14 protein-coding genes are annotated in these 18,704 nt (G+C 76.4%); 7 read left to right on the forward strand and 7 right to left on the reverse strand.

Features of this window, described 5'->3' with window-relative positions; all coding sequences use genetic code 11:
- Nucleotides 1-172: 172 nt before the first annotated feature.
- Both C4U44_RS33645 and C4U44_RS33650 read left to right on the forward strand, forming a co-directional pair.
- Complete coding sequence (locus tag C4U44_RS33645) at nt 173-2,905, forward strand: ATP-binding protein (RefSeq protein ID WP_103889881.1); 2,733 nt, start codon at nt 173-175, stop codon at nt 2,903-2,905.
- 45 nt (nt 2,906-2,950) lie between these two features.
- Nucleotides 2,951-3,451, forward strand: a complete 501-nt coding sequence (locus C4U44_RS33650; RefSeq protein ID WP_103889882.1) for a hypothetical protein — start codon at nt 2,951-2,953, stop codon at nt 3,449-3,451.
- Between the two features lie 63 nt (nt 3,452-3,514).
- On the opposite strand, the gene C4U44_RS33655 is transcribed toward C4U44_RS33650, so the two are convergent.
- On the reverse strand, nt 3,515-4,231 hold the full coding sequence (locus tag C4U44_RS33655; protein WP_103889883.1) for a maleylpyruvate isomerase family mycothiol-dependent enzyme: 717 nt from the start codon (nt 4,229-4,231) through the stop codon (nt 3,515-3,517).
- A gap of 236 nt (nt 4,232-4,467) precedes the next feature.
- Nucleotides 4,468-5,547 carry an aminoglycoside phosphotransferase family protein gene (locus tag C4U44_RS33660; protein WP_103889884.1) on the reverse strand — a complete coding sequence of 360 codons (1,080 nt, stop codon included), beginning with the start codon at nt 5,545-5,547 and terminating at the stop codon, nt 4,468-4,470.
- Between the two features lie 229 nt (nt 5,548-5,776).
- Here C4U44_RS33660 and C4U44_RS33665 point away from each other — a divergent pair, with 229 nt between their 5' ends.
- A complete protein-coding gene (locus C4U44_RS33665) occupies nt 5,777-7,279 on the forward strand; it encodes a DNA-binding protein NsdB (RefSeq protein WP_103889885.1) in 1,503 nt (500 codons plus the stop codon).
- A gap of 73 nt (nt 7,280-7,352) precedes the next feature.
- On the opposite strand, the gene C4U44_RS33670 is transcribed toward C4U44_RS33665, so the two are convergent.
- Together C4U44_RS33670 and C4U44_RS33675 are read right to left on the reverse strand one after the other, a co-directional pair.
- A complete protein-coding gene (locus tag C4U44_RS33670; protein WP_103889886.1) occupies nt 7,353-8,825 on the reverse strand; it encodes a PP2C family protein-serine/threonine phosphatase in 1,473 nt (490 codons plus the stop codon).
- Nucleotides 8,826-9,210: 385 nt separating this feature from the next.
- Nucleotides 9,211-10,626, reverse strand: coding sequence for a hypothetical protein (locus C4U44_RS33675; protein WP_103889887.1), 1,416 nt, complete (start codon nt 10,624-10,626; stop codon nt 9,211-9,213).
- A 456-nt stretch (nt 10,627-11,082) separates the two neighbouring features.
- On the opposite strand from C4U44_RS33675, the gene C4U44_RS33680 reads away from it, so the two are divergent.
- Genes C4U44_RS33680 through C4U44_RS33690 form a run of 3 tightly spaced genes read left to right on the forward strand, consistent with a single transcriptional unit; the run spans nt 11,083 to nt 14,335 of the window.
- A complete protein-coding gene (locus C4U44_RS33680; protein WP_103889888.1) occupies nt 11,083-12,204 on the forward strand; it encodes a glycosyltransferase family 4 protein in 1,122 nt (373 codons plus the stop codon).
- Complete coding sequence (locus tag C4U44_RS33685) at nt 12,201-13,415, forward strand: glycosyltransferase (RefSeq protein WP_103889889.1); 1,215 nt, start codon at nt 12,201-12,203, stop codon at nt 13,413-13,415. The genes C4U44_RS33680 and C4U44_RS33685 overlap by 4 nt, the downstream gene beginning before the upstream one ends.
- Complete coding sequence (locus tag C4U44_RS33690; protein WP_103889890.1) at nt 13,412-14,335, forward strand: SGNH/GDSL hydrolase family protein; 924 nt, start codon at nt 13,412-13,414, stop codon at nt 14,333-14,335. Before C4U44_RS33685 ends, C4U44_RS33690 begins: the two co-directional genes overlap by 4 nt.
- A gap of 298 nt (nt 14,336-14,633) precedes the next feature.
- Here C4U44_RS33690 and C4U44_RS33695 read toward each other — a convergent pair whose 3' ends face one another.
- The 3 genes from C4U44_RS33695 to C4U44_RS33705 are packed head-to-tail and all read right to left on the reverse strand — an operon-like array spanning nt 14,634 to nt 16,914.
- Nucleotides 14,634-15,524, reverse strand: coding sequence for a 5-oxoprolinase subunit C family protein (locus C4U44_RS33695; RefSeq protein ID WP_103889891.1), 891 nt, complete (start codon nt 15,522-15,524; stop codon nt 14,634-14,636).
- Nucleotides 15,521-16,126 (reverse strand): 5-oxoprolinase subunit B family protein, encoded by a 606-nt coding sequence (locus C4U44_RS33700; RefSeq protein WP_103889921.1) that lies wholly within the window; start codon nt 16,124-16,126, stop codon nt 15,521-15,523. The genes C4U44_RS33695 and C4U44_RS33700 overlap by 4 nt, the downstream gene beginning before the upstream one ends.
- Nucleotides 16,127-16,137: 11 nt before the next feature.
- On the reverse strand, nt 16,138-16,914 hold the full coding sequence (locus C4U44_RS33705; RefSeq protein WP_200823497.1) for a LamB/YcsF family protein: 777 nt from the start codon (nt 16,912-16,914) through the stop codon (nt 16,138-16,140).
- Nucleotides 16,915-17,067: 153 nt separating this feature from the next.
- Between C4U44_RS33705 and C4U44_RS33710 the strand changes: the two genes are divergently transcribed.
- Nucleotides 17,068-18,594, forward strand: coding sequence for a hypothetical protein (locus C4U44_RS33710; protein WP_407642929.1), 1,527 nt, complete (start codon nt 17,068-17,070; stop codon nt 18,592-18,594).
- Nucleotides 18,595-18,704: the final 110 nt, after the last annotated feature.

An 18,704-nucleotide genomic window follows, 5' to 3' on the forward strand; every position in this document is an offset into this window, starting at 1 on the left:
GGCATCCGCCTCCTACGGAGCCGCGGGCTCCTCCGTGCCGGTACGTCTCCTGCCAGTGGCGTACCGGCACGGTCGTTCCTCCTCACACAGCGCAGCCGACGGCGTACCCTGTGGTCCCATCGAACGGAGTGCGCCCGGCGCGCGCCCCGCCGGTCGGCAGGGGGAGAGGAACATGGCTGGACGGCCGTCTGGCGCCACGCGCGTACTGCTCGAGCGTGACGCCGAACTCGCCGCCGTCGACGCAGCGTTGTCCGCCCTGACAGGCCCGGGGCCAGGCGCCGTGCCGGCGCAGCCGGGCGGCCGGGACCGGCGGCGCGGCGGGCTGCTGGCCTTCGCCGGGCCCGCCGGACTGGGCAAGACCACCCTGCTCGCCGAGGTGCGCGCCCGTGCCGCCGAGCGGGGCTGCACCGTGCTGTCGGCACGCGGCGGCGACCAGGAGCAGCAGGTCGCCTTCCACGTCGCCCGGCAGCTGCTCCAGCCGCTGCTGGCCGGGTCGAGCGAGGCCGAACTGCGGGCGGCGCTGGGGAGTTGGTACGGCATCGTCGGCCCCGCCCTCGGGCTGTGCACCCCGCAGGGCGCCGCGCCGGACCCGCAGGGTCTGCGGGACGGGCTGGACTGGGTGCTCACCCACGTCGTGGTCCAGCACGCGCCGGTGGTGCTGGTGCTGGACGACGCGCACTGGGCCGACCCGCAGTCCCTGAACTGGCTGGCCGCGTTCGCGCCCCGCACCGACGACCTCGCGCTCCTGGTCGTCGTCGCCTACCGTCCCGACGAACTGCCGCCGTCCGCCGAGGCGTTCCGCGGCCTGCCCGGCCGTGCCGGGCACCGTCCGATCGGCCTGGAGCCGCTCACCGCCGACGCGATCGGGCTGCTGGTGCGGGCCCAGCTGGGCGCGCACGCCGACGAGGAGTTCTGCCGGGAGTGCTGGGCGGTCACCGCGGGAAACCCGTTCGAGGCGGTCGAGTTGACCGCCAAGGTGCTCGACCGGGGGCTCCGTCCCGACGCCGCCGGCGCCCCCCTGCTGCGCGACCTGGTCGCCGCGGTCAAGGGCAGCGGGCTGATCGCCCGGCTCGAACGCCTCGGCCCCTCCACCGTCCGCCTCGCCTGGGCCGCCGCCGTGCTCGGCACCGAGATCCAGCCCGCGCTGGCCGCCTCCGTGGCCGGACTCGGCAGCCAGGAGGCCGCCGACTGCGCCGACCGGCTGCGGGACGCGCGCATCCTCACCGGCAGCCGCACCCTGGAGTTCGTCCACCCGCTGATCGCCACCGCGGTGTACCGGGCGATCCCCGACGCCGTCCGCGTCGCCCTGCACGGCAAGGCCGCCTGGTCGGTGGTCGACGCCGGGCTCGGGCCCACCGCTGCCGCGCGCCACCTGCTGGAGACCCACCCCGAGGAGGACCCGTGGGTGGTGCACCAGTTGCGCGCCGCCGCCCGCGAGACCCTGCGGGCCGGCGCGCCCGAGGCGGCCCGCAGCTGCCTGGCCCGGGCGCTGCGCGAGCCGCCGCCGCCCGAGGAGCGGGCCGGCGTGCTCTACGAACTCGGCTGCGCCACGCAGCTCCTGGAGCCGTCCACCACCGTCAACCATCTGCGCGCCGCCCTCGAGGAGCCGATCGACGACCCCGAACTGCGCGACGGCATCCTCTTCCTGCTCTCGCAGTCCCTCGCCCACAGCGACCGGCTCAGCGAGGCCGCCGACGTCGTCGGCCGCGCCGCCCGCACGGCCACCTCGGCCCGCACCCGGCTGCGCATGCAGGCCGAGCAGTTCATGTGGGACGCCTTCCGCTCGGACGAACCCGACTCGCCCAGCAGATCGCGCCGGCTGGCCCGGCTCGCCGACCGCCTCACCGGCCGCGACCTCACCGAGCGCTACATCATCGGGCTGCGCGCCTGGGATGCCACCCTGCGCGGCGAGCCGACCGGCACCGTGCTGCGGCACGCCGCACGCGCCCTCCACGGCGGCCTGCCCTGGGCCGACGAGGGCCGCGGTTTCGAGGTGCCGGCACTGGTCGCGATGACCTACCTGTACGCCGACCGGCCCGAGCGCGCCGAGGAACTGTTCGCCGAGGGCATCGCCGACTTCGAACGCCACGGCTGGCGTGGCGCGCACCTCTCCTTCGGGTACGTCCTGCTCGGCTACGTCCGCTACCGCTGCGGGCGGCTGGCCGAGGCGGAGGAACTCGCCCGCGACGGGCTGCGGCTGGCCGAGCGGGTCGGCCGCGGCACCCCCGTGCAGTGGTACGCCGTCGCGGTGCTCGCCGGGGTGCTGATCGCCCGCGGCAGGGCCGAGGAGGCCGCCGCGCTCGCCGCCGACTACGACTTCGCCGAGCCCTTCCCGGCCGCGGTCACCTTCCCGGACGCGCAGGCCGTGCACGGCGAGCTCCTGCTCGCCCTCGGCCGCCACCAGGAGGCGGCCACCGAACTCGCCGCGGTCGGGCGGCGGCTCGACCCGCGCGGCATGCGCAACCCGGGCTGGTGCCCGTGGCAGCTCCACCTCGCCCTCGCCGAGGCGCACGACGCGCCGGAGCGCGCGGCCGGCACCGCGCTGGACGCCGTCGCCCGGGCCCGGCAGTTCGGCGCGCCGTCCGCGGTCGGCGGCGCGCTGCGGGTCGCCGCGGAGGTGATCGGCGGACCGCGCGGCCTCGACCTGCTCGCCGAGGCGGTCACCTGCCTGGAGGCCTCACCCGCCACCCACCAGCTCGCCGCGGCGCTGGTCGCCCAGGGCCGCGCGCTGCGCGCGGCGGGGCGTCCCGGCCCTGCGTCCACTGCCCTGCGGCGCGGCCTGGACGGCGCGGTGGGCTGCGGCGCGGACGGCCTGGCCGACCTCGCCGCAGCCGAGCTGGCCCGGCTGCCGGAACCGCTCGCCGCGCCCGCGGCCGCACCCGCCACAGCGCCGCGCCAGCGCTGAAAGACAGGCTCCCACCAGGCGCGTGTCACCACGTACGATGGCGGCATGTCCTTCCTCCGCCGCCGCAGCGCGGCCACGCCCACCGGGCCGGACTTCGACGTCCTCGCGATGGACCCGGGGGACTGGCCCGGCGACCTGGGCGCCGGGCTGCTGCCCGGCCCCGACGGGAGCTGCCAGGGCATCTACCTGCGGTACGACCTGTTCGGCGGCCGCGGTCCCGCCATGCTGATCGGCAACCTCCCCGAGGGCTCCCCGGCCCGCGAGCTGGAGGAGGGCCAGGTGCCCTTCGAGGTGGCGCAGCTGCTCGCCGCGCTCGGCAACGAGGAGCCCGCCGAGGTGACCGAGATCGAGGGCACCCCGGTGATGCTGGCCGACGGGCCCCTGATCGTCCGCCGGATCAAGATCTCCGAGTCCCGGGTCGCCTGCGCCCAGTTCGACCGCAGCGACGGGGTGCAGGTCACCATCGCCACCTGGGACCGCCCGATCACCGAGGACCTCTACCAGCTGCTCAAGCCGCTGCCCGCGGAGATGTTCCAGGCAGACTGACCGAACGCTCCGGTCCGCGGCGGCCTCGGGCCGAACGCCCCGGCCGGCGGCGGCTGCGGTCGGTCACAGCCATGCCGGCAGCGCCGGCAGGGGGGCCGCCGAGCGCAGTGCGGTGCCCGCGGCGCGGCCGGTGAGCCAGGCCGCCAGGGCGGCCGCGGTTCCGGTCACCTGCTGGGCGTCGGCCCCGTCGCCGCACCGCCAGCGGGTGCCCGAGGCGGACGCGACCAGTTCCAGCGCGGGCGCCCCGGCGCCGAACGAGCCGAGGACGTCGGCGATCAGCACCTCGCAGAAGGCGGGCGGCAGCGCGTCGGCCGCCGCCCCGCAGCCGAGGTCGAGGGTGTGCAGCCAGACCTCGCGCGAGCGCATCCACGGCACTTCCCGGGCCGCGATGGCGCGCCCCTTGGCGCTGCGCACGGGCGCGTCCCACTCGCCGGGCGCCAGCCGGTCGACATGCGCCCGCAGCGCCGCGGCGGTCTCGGCCGCCTCGTGGCGCAGCCGCTCCGCGGGGAAGCCGTGGGAGCGTTCGATGTCGTCGCCGCGCTGCGCGGGACTGCCGTACATCGGGGTCTCGACGCCGGTCTGCGCCCACTCCAGCAGCCGGTCCAAAGCCTCGGCGTTGCGGGCGACGTGGGCGACGACGTGGCGCCGCGTCCAGCCGGGAAGGGCCGAAGGGGCGTCGAGTTCGGCGTCGGTCAGCCCCGCGACGGCGGACAGGAACAGGTCGGTGCCCTCGTCCATCCACGGCAGCGTGACCGCCATGTCCTCCTGCCGGCCTGTCATCGTCCCGCGCACCTCACTGACCGTTCCGCCCGCGCGCGCATCGGCTGACGCACGTGCCGATGGTAGCGATCAGGGTGACCACCCGCGAGGTGCCGGTGACGCGGCGCGGTGCCGTGCGGGCCCCAACCCCCCACGGGCGCCCGCCTGCCCCTGCCCGCCGCGGACCCGGGCCGTCGCGCGGGCCCTCACCGCCGACCACCGGGCCGCTCGGCGGCGGGCGGCCCCGGCCGGCACCGTCACTGCGTGCCGACCGCCGCGCGCACGGCCCGCCGGGCCATGCCGCAGTCGTCGTGCAGCCGCCGCAGCAGCAGCCGCTGCTCCTCGCCCGCCTCGGCCGCGCCGGGCGCGGCAGGCGCCGTGGCCCGCATCGTCCGCTGCACCGCGGTCTCGTAGGTGCGGATCTCCCGGGTCAGCACCAGCATCAGATTGACCAGGAAGCCGTCCCGGGCCTCCGGGCCCAGCGCCTGTGCCTGCTGGCTGATCTGGCGCCGCGCCGCGGGATCGTCGCCGAGCACCGACCACAGCACCGCCAGGTCGTACCCGGGCAGATACCACCCCGCGTGCTCCCAGTCGACCAGCGACGGCCCGGCCGGGGACAGCAGCACGTTGGACAGCAGCGCGTCGCCGTGGCAGAACTGCCCCGGCGTGCGCGACAGTCCGCGCAGCAGCTTCTGCAGGTCGCCCATGTCCCGGTCGGTGAGCAGCCCCAGATCGTGGTAACGCCCGATCCGGGTCGGGTAGTCGATCGGCGCGTCGAAGGACCCGGCCGCCGGCCGCCACGCGTTGATCCGCGAGTACGCCGACAGCGCGGCCCGCACGTCGGCGCGGGTCGGCGCCTGCACGGGGTGCCGCTGCGGGGTGATCACCCTGCCGGGCATCCGCTCCATCACCAGGACGCAGCTCTCCGGGTCCGCCGCGATCAGCCGCGGGGCCCGCACCGGCGGGCGTTGCCGGACGAACGTGCGGTAGGCCGCTATCTCGTGGCGGAAACGTTCCGCCCAGGCATGGGAGTGGTCCAGCAGGCACTTGGCGACCGCCGGCGACCGGCCGGAGGTGCCGATCAGCAGCGCCGTGCGGCCGCCGCGCCGCAGCAGCTGCAGGGGGGTGAACTCGGGGCAGATCCGCTGCACGGCGGCCACGGCGGTACGCAGCTGGGACCCCTGCGGGCCGGTCAAGTCGAGTCTCCCGCCGAGCGGATGGGATCCGCCGGTCACGGTCCGCCGTACGGCGGCCGGACGCGGGCGCAGCACCGGGTCCGTGGCGGACGGGTACGCGAGCCGGGGTGGGGCGGACACGGAGGACGATGCCGAATACATGAGTGGAAGCAGATCCCTTCGTGTGCCTACGGGTTCAAAGGGCGCGCCGTCCCGGTCCGGTGCCGCACCCTGGGGAATGGAGCACCGGGCCGGGGTGGCGCGTTCCTACCTGACACCCGGGCGCGGGTGGCAGACCATCTGGCGGACCCTGGCGAACCCTGGCGAATAGTCGCGGGGCGAATGTCACCGGGATTAGTGTCAACGTGCCGAGGAAACCTGGGGGCTTGACGTGGGCAACGAAGCCAACACCCGACTCGCGGACCTGTTCGGCCTCACCGGCTGGTCCAAGGGCGAACTCGCGCGGCTGGTCAACCGGCACGCGGCGGCCATGGGCCACCAGCAGCTGGCGACCGACACCTCGCGGGTGCGCCGCTGGATCGACACCGGGGAGTCGCCGCGCGAACCCGTGCCGAGGGTGCTGGCCGCGTTGTTCACCGAGCGTCTCGGCCGTGTCGTGACCATCGAGGATCTCGGGTTCGACCGGCGCCGGCAGGCGGGGAGAAGGAAAGCCGGGGACGGCCTGCCGTGGCCGCCGGAACGAACTGTCGCGGTCCTCACCGAATTCACGGGAATGGACCTCATGCTCAACCGACGCGGACTGGTGGGCGCGGGTGCCGCGCTCGCCTCAGGCACCGTACTCAGCACCGCCATGTACGACTGGCTGCACACCGACCCGGCCCTCGCGGCCGATGCACCGGTCCTCGACTATCCGCTCGCCGCGGACCCTGCCGCCCACGACGTCTACGAAGCCGCCCCGATCGGCTACCAGGAGATCGAGTCGCTGGAGCGCTCGGTCGAGGTGTTCCGGGCCTGGGACGCCTCCCGGGGCGGGGGCCTCCAGCGCAAGGCGGTGGTGGGCCAGCTCAACGAGGTCGGCGGGATGCTCTCCTACCGCCATCCCCCGCACCTGCAAAGAAGGTTGTGGGGCGTCGCCGCCAACCTCGCGGTGCTCGCCGGGTGGATGTCGCACGACGTGGGCCTGGAGCCCACCGCCCAGAAGTACTTCGTGATCGCCGCGCACGCGGCCCGGGAGGGCGGTGACCGGCCGCGGGCCGGCGAGGCCCTGTCCCGCGCCGCCCGCCAGATGGTGCACCTGCAGCGCCCCGACGAGGCGATCGACCTGATGAACCTGGCCACGTCCGGTTCCGGCGAGGAGACCCTGCCCCGCACCCAGGCGATGCTGCGCACCATCGAGGCGTGGGCCCAGGCGTCCATGGGACGCGGCCAGGAGATGCGCCGCACCCTGGGCGAGGCCGAGGAACTCTTCGCCTCCGACCGCGACGACCTGCAACAGCCCAGCTGGATGCAGAACTTCGACGAGGCCGACCTGCACGGCATGGAGGCGCTGGCCTACCGCACCCTCGCCGAGCACGAGTCGGCGGCGGCCGTCCACGCCCAGCGGCACGCCAGACAGGCGATCGACCTGCGCGGCGGCGGTCACGAACGGTCGATGATCTTCGACTACCTGTCGCTCGCCTCGGCCTGCTTCATCGCCGACGACCCCGAACAGGCCGACCGCTACGCCCGGATCGCGCTGGCGAGCATCGGCCAGACCTCCTCGCTCCGCACCTGGGACCGGCTGCGCCAGATGCACCGGCTCACCGCGCGCTACTCCGGGCAGGACGACATCCGGCAGCTGCGCCGGGAGATCGAGGCGGCGCTGCCGAAGCCGAGGGCGGCCAAGGGAGCCAAGGGTCCGAACGCGCAGGCGCCCCACACCCGTTCCGTGTGAGATCGCCGTACGTGACGCGGCAGGTCAGCCGGCCATCGGCCCTCCCACGGCGGGAGATCCGGCAGCGGGCAGGTCAGGAGATCCTGGCGATCAGCACGCAGGCGTCGTCCGCACGGTCGGGAACGTCGAACTCCTCGGCCACCAGGCGCAGGCAGTCCTGCGCGGAGCGGGCGGCCTCGAACAGCGGCGCCATGGTGAGCAGGCGTTCGGTGCTGCCGCCGCCCGCCGTGGAATCGGGTGTGCGGCGGGGCGCGAGGCCGTCGGTGTGCAGCAGCAGGATGTCACCGGAGGCGAGTTGCTCGCGGGCCTGGGCGTAGCGCGTGCCGGATGCGGCACCCAGCAGGATGCCGTCGGGCGGGTCGAGGACGCGCCCCGTCCCGTTGCGGAACAGCAGCGGGGCGGGGTGCCCGGCCTGGGCCCAGTGCAGCACCCGCTCGACGGGCTCGTAGCGGCAGCACACGACGCTGCCGAGGGCGGGCTGCGGGGCGGTGTCGAGGAGTTCGTTGAGCGAGGCCATCAGCACGCCGGGCTCCAGGCCGGCCACGGCCATCCCGCGCAGCGCGCCGAGCAGCATCGCCATGCCCGAAGTGGCGGTCACGCCGTGTCCGGTGAGGTCGCCGGCGGACAGGAGGGTGGAGCCGTCGGGCAGTTGCATCGCGTCGTACCAGTCGCCGCCGATCAGGGCGCTGGTCGACGACGGCAGGTAGCGCGCGGCGAGGTCCATCGCGGCGGTTCCGCCCTCCTGCGGGAAGCGCAGGCCGCCGCGCCGCGGTGGCAGCACCGCCTCCTGCAACTCCACCGCGAGCCGGCGCTCGGTCTGCGCGATCTGCCGCTGCCGGTCCAGGGAGTCCCGGGTCTCGCGGAGCATGCGCTGGCTGCGCCGCAGGTCGCTGACGTCGCGGATCACCGACCACATCGCGACGGTTCCGCCCTCGGCGTCGAGCACCGGCTCGCCGACCATGTGCACGGTGCGCACCGTTCCGTCGGCGCGCACGATCCGGAACTCGCCGTCGATCGGCCGCCCGTCGACCAGGCAGCCGGTCACCATCTCGGTGAGCAGTTGCTGGTCCTCCGAGAACAGCCACGACGGCAGCTCGTCCAACGTCAGCGGGCCGTCCTGCGGGGAGCGCCCGAAGATCCGGAACAGCTCGTCCGACCACTTCACCTCGTCGGTGAGCAGGTTCCACTCGGCGCTGCCCGCGCGGCCGAGCGCCCCCACCGCCCCGGGCGCGGGCAGTTCCGACGCGCCCGTCCCGGCGGCCGGTCCCCATCCCTGCTCCGATGCCGTCGCCCCGTCCGGCGACTCCGGCGCGAAGCCCTCGCGCAGCTGGCCCAAGTGCGTGCCGAGGTCGTCGAGTTGGTGCACGGCGAGGTCGCACAGCGCACGCTGCCATCTCAGTCGCGGGTCCTCGGCGGCCGACGCGCTCTCGCCGAGCACCTCGTCGACCCGGCTGCGCAACTGGCGTGCCTGGCTGATCAGGGCATCCACGGCCCCGGGACCCGGTGGCTGTGCTGCGGGGGTATCCGCGTGCGCGGGGGACGGCATGACGCACTCCGAGGGCTGTCTGCGGGCAGCCGCTGCTGCGGCCGTGGCGGACGGTGGGACAGGGGGAACAGTAACGACTGTTGCACAGCGAGCGATCGCCCGTAAGGGTTTCCGCGATACCCGATCCGGTGGTGCTTCCGGCATATGCCTGACGCCCGTTGGCTCCCAAGTCACCGCGAAGCGGGCACGAATGAGGAGCCGGCCGCCCCGCTCGGGCGCGACGGCATGGCGGTGCAGCCGCCAGCGGGTCCCGCCCGGGAGCTCCTCGGGCGGTCCGGGGTCGCCCATTCGTGTGCATGCGGTGGCAGCGGGCCGGCCTCACGAGCGGGTGATCCGGGTGCTCCCGGGCGAACCCGTACGGCAGTTGCGGCCGGGCGCGGGAGCCCTATCCCGCGCGGAGCCGGCCCCGCACCGCCGTCTGGACCTCCGCCTCCTCCGCCGGATCCGCGGCCAGCCGGCGCAACTGCGTCAGCACCCGCACATCCCCGGACGCGGCCTTCCGCGCCGCCAACTCCCGCGTGCTCTCCTCGCAGTCCCACAGGCACTCCACCGCGAACCCCGCGGCGAACCCGGGATCGGTGGCGGCCAAGGCGTGCGCGGCGACCCCGCGCAACTGCGACGACGACGTCTCCCGGTACAGGTGCCGCAGCACCGGTGCGGCCCGGCACGCGGCGAGCCGCCCGGCCCCCTCGACGAGCGCGTCCAGCCCGTCGGCGTCGGCTCCGCCGACCTGCACGGTCCGGCGCAACGCGGCCAGGACGAGTTCGGCGTCTCGCGGCCCGCCGTGCCGCGCGAGGATCCGGGCGGCGGCGCAGCCGAGGGCGTCGGGGTGCTCGGCCCACTGCCGCGCCTGCGCCAGCGCCTCCTCGTCCCGGCGCCGCTCGAACGACTCGACGGCGGCCCGCAGCACGCGCTCGTCCCCGGCGGCTGCGGCGGCCTCGACGAGGGCGAACGCCTTGGGGTCGCGCCGGTCGACGAGGTGGCGCAGCGCGGCGGCGCGGGCGGCCGACGCACCGTGCAGCGCGGCGTCCAGCAGCGCGGGCCGGTCCTCGGGCCCGGCCACCGAGGCCAGGCAGCGGGCGGCGGGCTGGTCGCGCTCGATCACGGGATACTGCGCGAGCCCCTGCTCGGCCCACTCCAGCACGGCCGTGACGCTCCACCCCGGAGTCGGTCCGGCGGGGCGCATCTGCCGCTGCCAGCGGTCGAAGGACACCTGCTCGCCGGCCTTGCGGACGCGGGCCGCGGTCTCCGGCCGGGCGGCGTCCTCGGCCCACAGCTGCCACGGCCTCGGTTCGTACGCCTCGCGGACGGCCCGGGCCAGCTCGGCGTCGCCCTCGGGGGTCTGCGGGAAGCGGGCGACGACGGCGGCCCCGAGCGAGCGCAGGCCGGCGTCGTCGTCGCGCAGGGCGAGTTCGTCCAGTGCCCACGCCCAGGAGCCGCCGGAGGCGGCGTAGCGGCGCAGCAGCCGCAGCGCGTCCCGGCGGCCGTACCCGGCGAGGTGGCCGAGGACGGACAGCGCCAGCCCGCAGCGGTGCTCGTCGCCGGCGAGGAGGTCGTCGGGATGGAAGAGGTGCTGTTCGATCCCGTCGAGCGGGCCTTCCAGGTCGGAGTAGAGGCGGGCGTAGTACAGCGAGCGCGACTCGATCCGCCAGTCCAGGCGGGGGTCGCGCAGCACGCACTGCTCCAGGGCGGCGAGGGCCTCCGCCCGCTCGGTCGCCAGGGCATGGAGGGGCCCGTCCCCGCGTCCTCGCTGGAGGAGGCCGAGAAGGGTGCCACTGGGCGCTATGTCTGGGTCGAACATGAGGTCAGCATCCGGTGCGGGGGATCTCATGGCAACGGGATTTCCGTGGCCAGGCGTGAAACGCCGTCCGGCATCCTTACCGGCCACCGGGCTTTCATGCCTGGCGATCGAGTGGACTCCCATGGGGACGGGCGCCGGAAGCCTACCGACTCCCGCCCGTCGCTGTCGCTCCACCTCGCCCGCCTCCGGCCGCCGGCCCCGCCGACCCGTTCGGTCCCGACGACCGCCGACCGCCGGCCCGACCACGGTGCTCCCTCGCACAGGCGGACCCGCCCGGCCCGACCGCGGAGCTCCCCCGCACCGCGGCGCTCCTTCCTCCCGGCCCCGCCCCCGTCCGCACCACCCGCATCCCGCGCCCACCCCCGTATGACCTGCGAGCCCAACGCTCATGGGGCGTTCCCCTTCGGGAAAGATCCTCGTGGCCCTGACAACTCCCGGTCCGGCGACAACCACCGTATGAGAGTCGCCATCGTCACGGAGTCCTTCCCCCCCGACGTCAACGGAGTGGCCCACTGCGCGCTGCGCACGGCCGAGCACCTCGTCAGGCGCGGCCACGACCCGATGGTCGTGGCCCCCGCCGGACCCCTCGCCCCCGAGCCCGGCCAGGACCCCTGCCCCGTCGTCCGGGTGCCGTCGCTGCCGCTGCCCGGCTACCCGCAGGTGCGCGTCGCGCTGCCCGGCCGCCGGACCGCCGCCGCCGTGGCCGCGCACCGCGCGGACCTGGTCCACCTGGCCAGCCCCTTCGTCCTCGGCGTGCGCGGGATGGCCGCCGCCACACGGCTGGGCGTGCCCGCGGTCGCCGTCTACCAGACCGACCTCGCCGGCTACGCGAAGACGTACCTCAGCACGGGCGAGGCCGCCGCCTGGCGCCGGATCCGCGCGGTGCACAGCGCCGCCGCCCGCACGCTCGCCCCCTCCACCGCCTCGGTGGACGCGCTCGTCCGCCAGGGCGTGCCGCGCGTGCACCTGTGGGCGCGGGGCGTGGACTCCCGGCGCTTCCACCCGGACCACCGCCACGACGACCTGCGCCGCGAACTCGCCCCCCACGGCGAGCTGATCGTCGGATACGTCGGCCGGCTCGCCGCCGAGAAGCACGTGGAGCAGCTCTCCGCGACCTGCGCGCTGCCGGGCGTGCGGGTGGTCGTCGTCGGGGACGGCCCCAGCACCGGCGGGCTGCGCGCGGCCCTGCCCGGCGCGGTCTTCCTCGGCCGCAGGACCGGCGACGACCTGGCCCGCATCTACGCCTCCCTCGACGTCTTCTGCCACACCGGCCCGTTCGAGACGTTCTGCCAGACCGTCCAGGAGGCGATGGCCAGCGGCCTGCCCGTGGTCGCCCCCGCGGCCGGCGGCCCGCTGGACCTGGTCGCCCACGGCCGCACCGGCCTGCTCGTCCCGCCGCTGGACGCCGACGCCACCGCCGACGCCGTCCGCGGGCTGCACGCCGACCCGGAGCGGCGCGCCCGCTTCGGCGCCGAGGCCCGCCGCGCGGTCGCCGCCCGCACCTGGGAGGCGGTCGGCGACCAGCTCATCGACCACTACGACGACGTCCTCGCCCGGCACCAGGCGGCCGTGGCATGAACGGCACCGTCGACGGCACGACGCGCGGCGCCGCATCCGGCGGCACCGGAGGTTCCCGCCCGCTGCGGATCGTGCGGGTCGCCAACTTCGTCACCCCCGTGTCCGGCGGCCTGCGCACCGCGCTGCGGCACCTCGGCGAGGGGTACGCGGCGGCCGGGCACGAGCCCGTCCTGGTCGTACCGGGTCCGGAGCGGTCCGACGAGCTGACCTCGCAGGGGCGGGTGATCACCGTGCCCGGCCCCGAGATCCCCGGCACCGGCGGGTACCGGGTGCTCGCCCGCCGCGCCCCGGTCGAGGCGCTGCTCGCCCGCCTGGCACCCGACCGCCTGGAGGTCTCCGACCGCACCACCCTGCGCTGGACGGGGGAGTGGGCGCGGCGCCACCGGGTCCCGGCGGTGATGGTCTCGCACGAGAGCGCCGACGGCGTGCTCGGCACCTGGGGCGTCCCCACCCCCCTCGCCCGCCGCTTCGGCGACGCCCTCAACCGCCGGTCCGCGTACGCCTACACGCGGATCGTGTGCACCACCGCCTGGGCGGCCGCCGAGTTCGACCGGATCGGCGCGCGCAACGTCGTCCGCGCCCCGCTCGGCGTCGACCTCGCCGCCTGGCACGGCGGCCACCACGACCCCGAGGTGCGGGCCCGCTACGCGCGCGAGGACGAGGCGCTGCTCGTGCTCTGCTCCCGGCTGTCCCCGGAGAAGCGGCCGGACGACGCCCTGGACGCGCTGGCCCACCTGCGCGGGCAGGGAGTGGCCGCGGTGCTCGTGGTGGCCGGGGACGGGCCGCTGCGCGCCCGGCTGACCGCGCGGGCGGCGGCGGCGCGGCTGCCGGTGACCTTCCTCGGCCACGTGGCGCGGCGCCCCGAGCTCGCCGCGCTGCTGGCGACGGCGGACGTGGCGCTGGCGCCCGGACCCGTGGAGACGTTCGGCCTCGCCGCGCTGGAGGCGCTGGCCTGCGGCACCCCGGTGGTGGCCAGCTCCCGCTCCGCCCTGCCCGCGCTCATCGGGCCGGCGGGCGCCGCCGCCGCGACACCCGCGCAGTACGCCCACGCCGTCCGGCGGCTGCTCGCGGTGCCCGCCGAGACCCGGCGTGCGACCGCTCGCGCCCGCGCCGAACTCCACCCGTGGCCGGCCGCCGTCGCCGCGTTCCTCGCCGCCCACGACGCCCCGGCCGTGCGCCCGGCCGCTGCCGCAGGGGACGCCCGCCCATGACCGCCGAGCTGTTCGCGCGGCCGCGCCGGGAGGCGGCGGTGCGGTTCGCGGTACTGGGCGACTCGCTGAGCGAGGGCGTCGGCGACCCGCTGCCCGGGGGCGGCTGGCGCGGCTGGGGCGCGCTGCTCGCGGAGGGCGTCGGGGCCGGTCCCGGCACGGTCGACGTCGTCAACACCGCCCGCAGCGGCGCGCGTTCGGGGGACGTGGCCGGACGCCAGCTCGCCGTGGCCCTCGCCTGCCGCCCGACCCTCGCGTCCGTGCTCGTCGGCGGCAACGACACGCTGCGCGGCGGGTTCGCGATCGACCAGGTCGCGGCCGACCTGCACGCCGCGATCGGGGCGCTGCGGGCGGCCGACGCGGACGTCCTCACGGCGTGCCTGCCCGACCCCGGCGCCGTACTGCGCCTGCCCTGGCCGCTCGCCCGCCCCCTGGGGCGCCGGATGGCGGCGCTCAACACGGTGGTGCACGCCCTGTCCGCGCACCACGGCGCGCTGCACCTGCACGCCGCCGACCGTTCCTGGTCCACCGCGCCGGGCACCCTCAGCGCCGACCGGCTGCACCCCAGCGAGAAGGGCCACCGGCTGCTCGCCCGCGACTTCCACGCGCTGCTCGTGGCGCGGGGCCTCGCGGCCGGCCTGCCGCCCCCGCTCGACCCCGACCGGCCGCCCCCCGGGCGCGGTGCCTCCACCTGGTGGATGGCCACGCGCGGCACCCGCTGGATCGCCGACCGCAGCCGTGACCTGCTGCCGGACCTGCTGCGACTGGCCGCGGAGGAGTACCGCCACGAGGTCCGCGGCACGGTACCGCTGCTGGACCGCGCGGCCCGCGACGCGACCGAGCGCGCGCTGGCGACGCTGCTCCCCGCGCCCTTGCGGGTGCCCGGCGGGCGGGTCGAGACCGTGCTGCCGACGGCGGGGTGAGCGGGACCCGCAGGGAGGCGGGAGGAGGGAGGCGGCGGTACGGCGGGAGCGGTCGCGCGGGGAACGCCGTGCGGCGTTGGGCGTGCCGGTACGGGGGTGCTGGACGAGCGGGGTGTCGTTCGTGCGCGGAGGCGGGAGTACGGCCACGGTCCGCTGGAGGAGGCGGAGTTCGGGGTCACCGGCAACGCCCGTGTATCACGCCTGAGGAGGCACCCGCCGGCCCGGCGGCGCGACCTGGGCGCGGCAGTGCACCAACGGCCCCGCATCCGGGGGTCGTTGGCCGGCGGGATGGTGGCCGCTACCGCGTGCCCCCGGCCGGGACGAAGCGCACGGGTGTGCCCGGCGCTGCCTGGGCCGCGGCCCAGAGGGCCGCTTCGGGGACGACACCGATGACGGGATAGCCCCCGGTGGTCGGATGGTCGGCGAGGAAGACCACCGGCCGCCCGTCCGGCGGCACCTGTACGGCGCCCAGCACCATGCCCTCGCTGGGCAGTTCGTCGTGCCGGACCCGGTCGAGCGCGGGGCCGGCGGTGCGCAGCCCGATCCGGTTCGAGGCGGGGGAGACCTCGTAGCGGCCGCGGGCCAGCACGCGGGGTGCGTCCGCCGCGAACCAGTCGTCGCGCGGGCCGGGCACCAGCGGCAGCACCAACTCCGGCCCGAGCCCGGCGTACGGGTGGACGTCGGCCGCGCGCGGCGGGCCCGACCGCTCCCCGCCCAGCCGCAGTTCACGGCCGTCGGCCAGGGGCGCGGGGCCGAGCCCGGACAGCAGGTCGGTCGCGCGGCTGCCCAGCACCGGCGGCACATCGAGGCCGCCCGCGAACGCCAGGTAGGAGCGCAGCCCCCGGCGCGCCGCCCCCACGTCGAGGACCGCCCCCGCGGGCACCCGTACCGGAGCGCCCCACGCCACCGGGCGGCCGTCCACCCGCACGGCGCAGGCCGCACCCGTCACCGCGGCGACCATCGGGCCCGACGCCCGCACCGCGCAGCCGTTCACGGTCGTCTCCAGTCCGGCCGCCGAGGGCGCGTTGCCGACCAGCGCGTTCGCCAGCAGGTGCGCGGGCCGGTCCAGGGCGCCCGAGTGCGGCACCCCGAGGTGGGCGTGCCCGGCCCGGCCCAGGTCCTGCACGGTGGTCAGCGCGCCGGAGCGGATGACGGTCAGCAGCACGGCGGGTGCGTCGGGCGCGCTCATCGGGCCGCCGTGAAGCGGACGTCGGTGCCGGGCGTGAGCAGGGCCGCGGGGTCGCGGTCGGGGTCCCACAGCGGCGCGTCCGTCGTCCCGACGACCTGCCAGCCGCCCGGCGACGCGCGCGGGTAGACCCCGGCGTACGGCCCGGCGAGGCCGACCGAGCCGGGCGGCACGGAGGTGCGCGGGCTGGCCCGGCGCGGCACCGCCAACTCCGGCGGCAGCCCGGTCAGATAGCCGAACCCGGGGGCGAACCCGCAGAACGCCACCCGGAAGGCGGTACCCGTGACCGTCGCGGCGACCTCCTCCGTCGACATCCGCCACAGGGCCGCCACGTCCGCCAGGTCCGGACCGTCGAACCGCACCTCCAACTCCACCGTCCCCGCCGCGGCACGCACCAGCGGCGGCACCTCCCAGCGCAGCACGTCCGCCGCGAACGCCCGCGGGTCGGCCAGCCCGGCGACCAGCACCGTACGGGCCGCGGGCACGACCTCCGCGACCTCGCCCAACTCGCCCGCCGCCCGGCGCCGTACGACCTCCGCGTGCAGCGCCTGCGCCTGCTCGCCGTCCTCCGCCTCGACCAGCACCGCGGCCGGACCGGCGGCCATCACCCGCAACCTCACGCGAACGCCTCCACCCTCAGGCCAGCGTCCTCCAGTTCCCGGCGCACCCGAGCCGCCAGGAGGGCCGCCCCCGGGGTGTCGCCGTGCACGCACAACGACCGGGCCGCGACCGCGACCTCCTCCCCGGTCGACGCGGTCACCCGGCCGTCGCGGGCCAGCGCGACCGCACGCGCCACCACCGCGTCCGCGTCGTCGACCACCGCGCCCGGTTCGCGCCGCGACACCAGGGTGCCGGCCGCGGTGTACGCGCGGTCCGCGAACGCCTCGGGCACCGCCGCGAGCCCGGCCCGCTCCGCCGCCGCCAGCAGCCGCGAACCCGGCAGCCCGAGCACCGGCAGCCCCCCCGCCATGCGTACGCCCGCCACCACCGCTTCGGCCTGCTCCGCGTCCTGCACCGCCCGGTTGTACAGCGCGCCGTGCGGCTTCACGTACGCCACCGCCGCGCCCGCCGCCCGCGCGAACACCTCCAACGCGCCGATCTGGTAGGCCACTTCGGCGGCCAGCTCATCCGGCGGCACGTCCATCGTGCGCCGCCCGAAGCCGGCCAGGTCGCGGTAGGAGACCTGCGCGCCGATCACGACCCCGCGCTCGGCGGCCAGGTCGCACACCCGCCGCATCGTCGCCGGATCGCCCGCGTGGAAGCCGCACGCCACGTTCGCACTGGTCACGACCGCCAGCAGCGCCTCGTCGTCGGTCAGCCGCCAGCGGCCGAACCCCTCGCCGAGATCGGCGTTGAGATCGATCCGCGCTCGCGCCACCGCCGACTGCGTCATGATGATCCGCCCGGGTCCGTCGCCTCGCATCGGCCCGCCGATGCCCGTGCCACGATCATGGCAGTTCCACCCCGGTTCCACCCGGTGGTGCCCGCCCCGTACGCATCCGTGCCGTTTCGTGTCCTGTCGGTGGCACCGCCTAATGTGGGGGGCGTGACCACGACCGTCCCGCACCTGCCGCAGCAGTCGCGGCAGCCGCCGCAGCCGCTGCCGGGCGCGCCGCGCCCCGCGCCGGGCCCGGCGGCCGACGAGGGGCTGGCCCGCCGGCTGCGCGCGCTGGCCTGCACCGCGCCGCTGCACGACCTCGACACCCGCAAGGCGAACCTCGCCGGCGAGTACTCGGTGTACGCCATGGCCGAGGTCGCGCTCGCCGCGATCGACCTGGTCACCCTCAACATGGACTTCGACACCGGCGCGGACCACGACCAGATAGTGGCCAGGCTGCTGCCCCGCGTCGCCGCCCAGGCCCCTTCCCGCTCCCACAGCGAGCACGAGCGGGTGGCCCGCTGGGTGCTGGAGAACCTCATCAACGTCGGCAGTGCCGACCGCGGATTCCGCGCCGTCTACGGCACGTTCGGCCCCGACGGCCTGTACATCCGGCGGGACTACGACTTCAAGCTGATCGAGGAGGTCGCCGGCCCCGGCGGCAGCGTCTACCTGCGCACCACCGACGAGGCGGTCAACGTCCTGGTCGGCGCCCTCGACACCGACGTCACCAGCGCGCAGATCGCCGCCGAGGTCAAACTCGAGGTGCTGATCAGCCGGGGCCGCCTCGCGGATGCCCAACTCGCCGCCGAGCAGGCCCGCTACCGGACCGTGCAGTACGCCGAGACGCTGCGCCGCACCCTGGAGGCCACCCGGCGCAACGTCCGGGCGGTCGACTGGCTGCGCCAGGTGCCCGACATGATCGCCGAGGCCCTCGACCACGTGGCCGACCGCTACCGCCACGAGAACGCGATCCTCACCAACATCCGCAAGGCGCGCGACGAAGCGGAGGAGCCCGAGCACAAGCGGCGCGCCGCCGAACTCGTGGACATCGTCAAGGACTGCATCCGCCGCCACACCCAACTCCAGTCCCGGCTGCTGGAGGCGGGCCCGCTCTTCCGCGCAGAACAGGACCGCCAGTCCTTCGCCGCGCCCCCCGCCCGCGCCGGCCTCGACCTGTACGGCCAACTGGTCGCGCCCCTGCTGCCGCTGCCCGTCGAGCAGGCATCGCGCGTCACCGACGCGTTCTTCGCCCGCGGCACCGGCCTGCGCACCCCGGGCGCCGTCCGCGTCACCGACCTGGTCGACCTCCTGCTCACCCCGCCGGCCGAGCGCGACCACCTCGGCGCCGAGATGCCCGAGCCCGACCTCGTCGCCACCCCCGACGACTCCCGCTTCAGCGACGAGCAACTGGAGTCCGCGCTCGCCCTCCTCGACCTGCCGCACGACGCACCGCGCCGGCTCTCCGGGCTGCTCGCCGAGGCCCGCCGGCAGGACCCCGACCTGCCCTACCTCGTCGCGCTGCTCGCCGTCCACGCCGCGTCCCCGCCGGTCGGTACCGCGCACCGGCAGGGCGAGCCGCACCTGCTGTTCGCCGTCGACGACGGCACCGAGCTGGACGACCACGAGTTCGGCGGCGCCGACCTGATCCTCGGGACCGCCCTGCTGACGTCGGGAGCCGATCCCGACGGGTGACCGCTCTGCGACCCCGCACCGGCGGGCGACCGGTCTCCCCGGTCCGCGTTCCCGCGCCCGCGGCGTCGGGCACCCGCCCGAGCCCCGGCCCGCCGAGCAGTCGACCGCGC

This window comes from Actinacidiphila yanglinensis, assembly GCF_900107965.1.
Taxonomy (GTDB): Bacteria; Actinomycetota; Actinomycetes; order Streptomycetales; family Streptomycetaceae; genus Actinacidiphila; species Actinacidiphila yanglinensis.

What these genes read in the sequence shown, in the direction of transcription:
- C4U44_RS33660 (WP_103889884.1), bottom strand. Translation starts at nt 5,547, where the DNA reads ATGTATTCGGCATCGTCCTCCGTGTCCGCCCCACCCCGGCTCGCGTAC.
- C4U44_RS33705 (WP_200823497.1), bottom strand. Translation starts at nt 16,914, where the DNA reads ATGACGCAGTCGGCGGTGGCGCGAGCGCGGATCGATCTCAACGCCGAT.
- C4U44_RS33675 (WP_103889887.1), bottom strand. Translation starts at nt 10,626, where the DNA reads ATGTTCGACCCAGACATAGCGCCCAGTGGCACCCTTCTCGGCCTCCTC.
- C4U44_RS33690 (WP_103889890.1), top strand. Translation starts at nt 13,412, where the DNA reads ATGACCGCCGAGCTGTTCGCGCGGCCGCGCCGGGAGGCGGCGGTGCGG.
- C4U44_RS33655 (WP_103889883.1), bottom strand. Translation starts at nt 4,231, where the DNA reads ATGACAGGCCGGCAGGAGGACATGGCGGTCACGCTGCCGTGGATGGAC.
- C4U44_RS33645 (WP_103889881.1), top strand. Translation starts at nt 173, where the DNA reads ATGGCTGGACGGCCGTCTGGCGCCACGCGCGTACTGCTCGAGCGTGAC.
- C4U44_RS33700 (WP_103889921.1), bottom strand. Translation starts at nt 16,126, where the DNA reads ATGGCCGCCGGTCCGGCCGCGGTGCTGGTCGAGGCGGAGGACGGCGAG.
- C4U44_RS33650 (WP_103889882.1), top strand. Translation starts at nt 2,951, where the DNA reads ATGTCCTTCCTCCGCCGCCGCAGCGCGGCCACGCCCACCGGGCCGGAC.
- C4U44_RS33680 (WP_103889888.1), top strand. Translation starts at nt 11,083, where the DNA reads ATGAGAGTCGCCATCGTCACGGAGTCCTTCCCCCCCGACGTCAACGGA.
- C4U44_RS33670 (WP_103889886.1), bottom strand. Translation starts at nt 8,825, where the DNA reads ATGCCGTCCCCCGCGCACGCGGATACCCCCGCAGCACAGCCACCGGGT.
- C4U44_RS33685 (WP_103889889.1), top strand. Translation starts at nt 12,201, where the DNA reads ATGAACGGCACCGTCGACGGCACGACGCGCGGCGCCGCATCCGGCGGC.
- C4U44_RS33695 (WP_103889891.1), bottom strand. Translation starts at nt 15,524, where the DNA reads ATGAGCGCGCCCGACGCACCCGCCGTGCTGCTGACCGTCATCCGCTCC.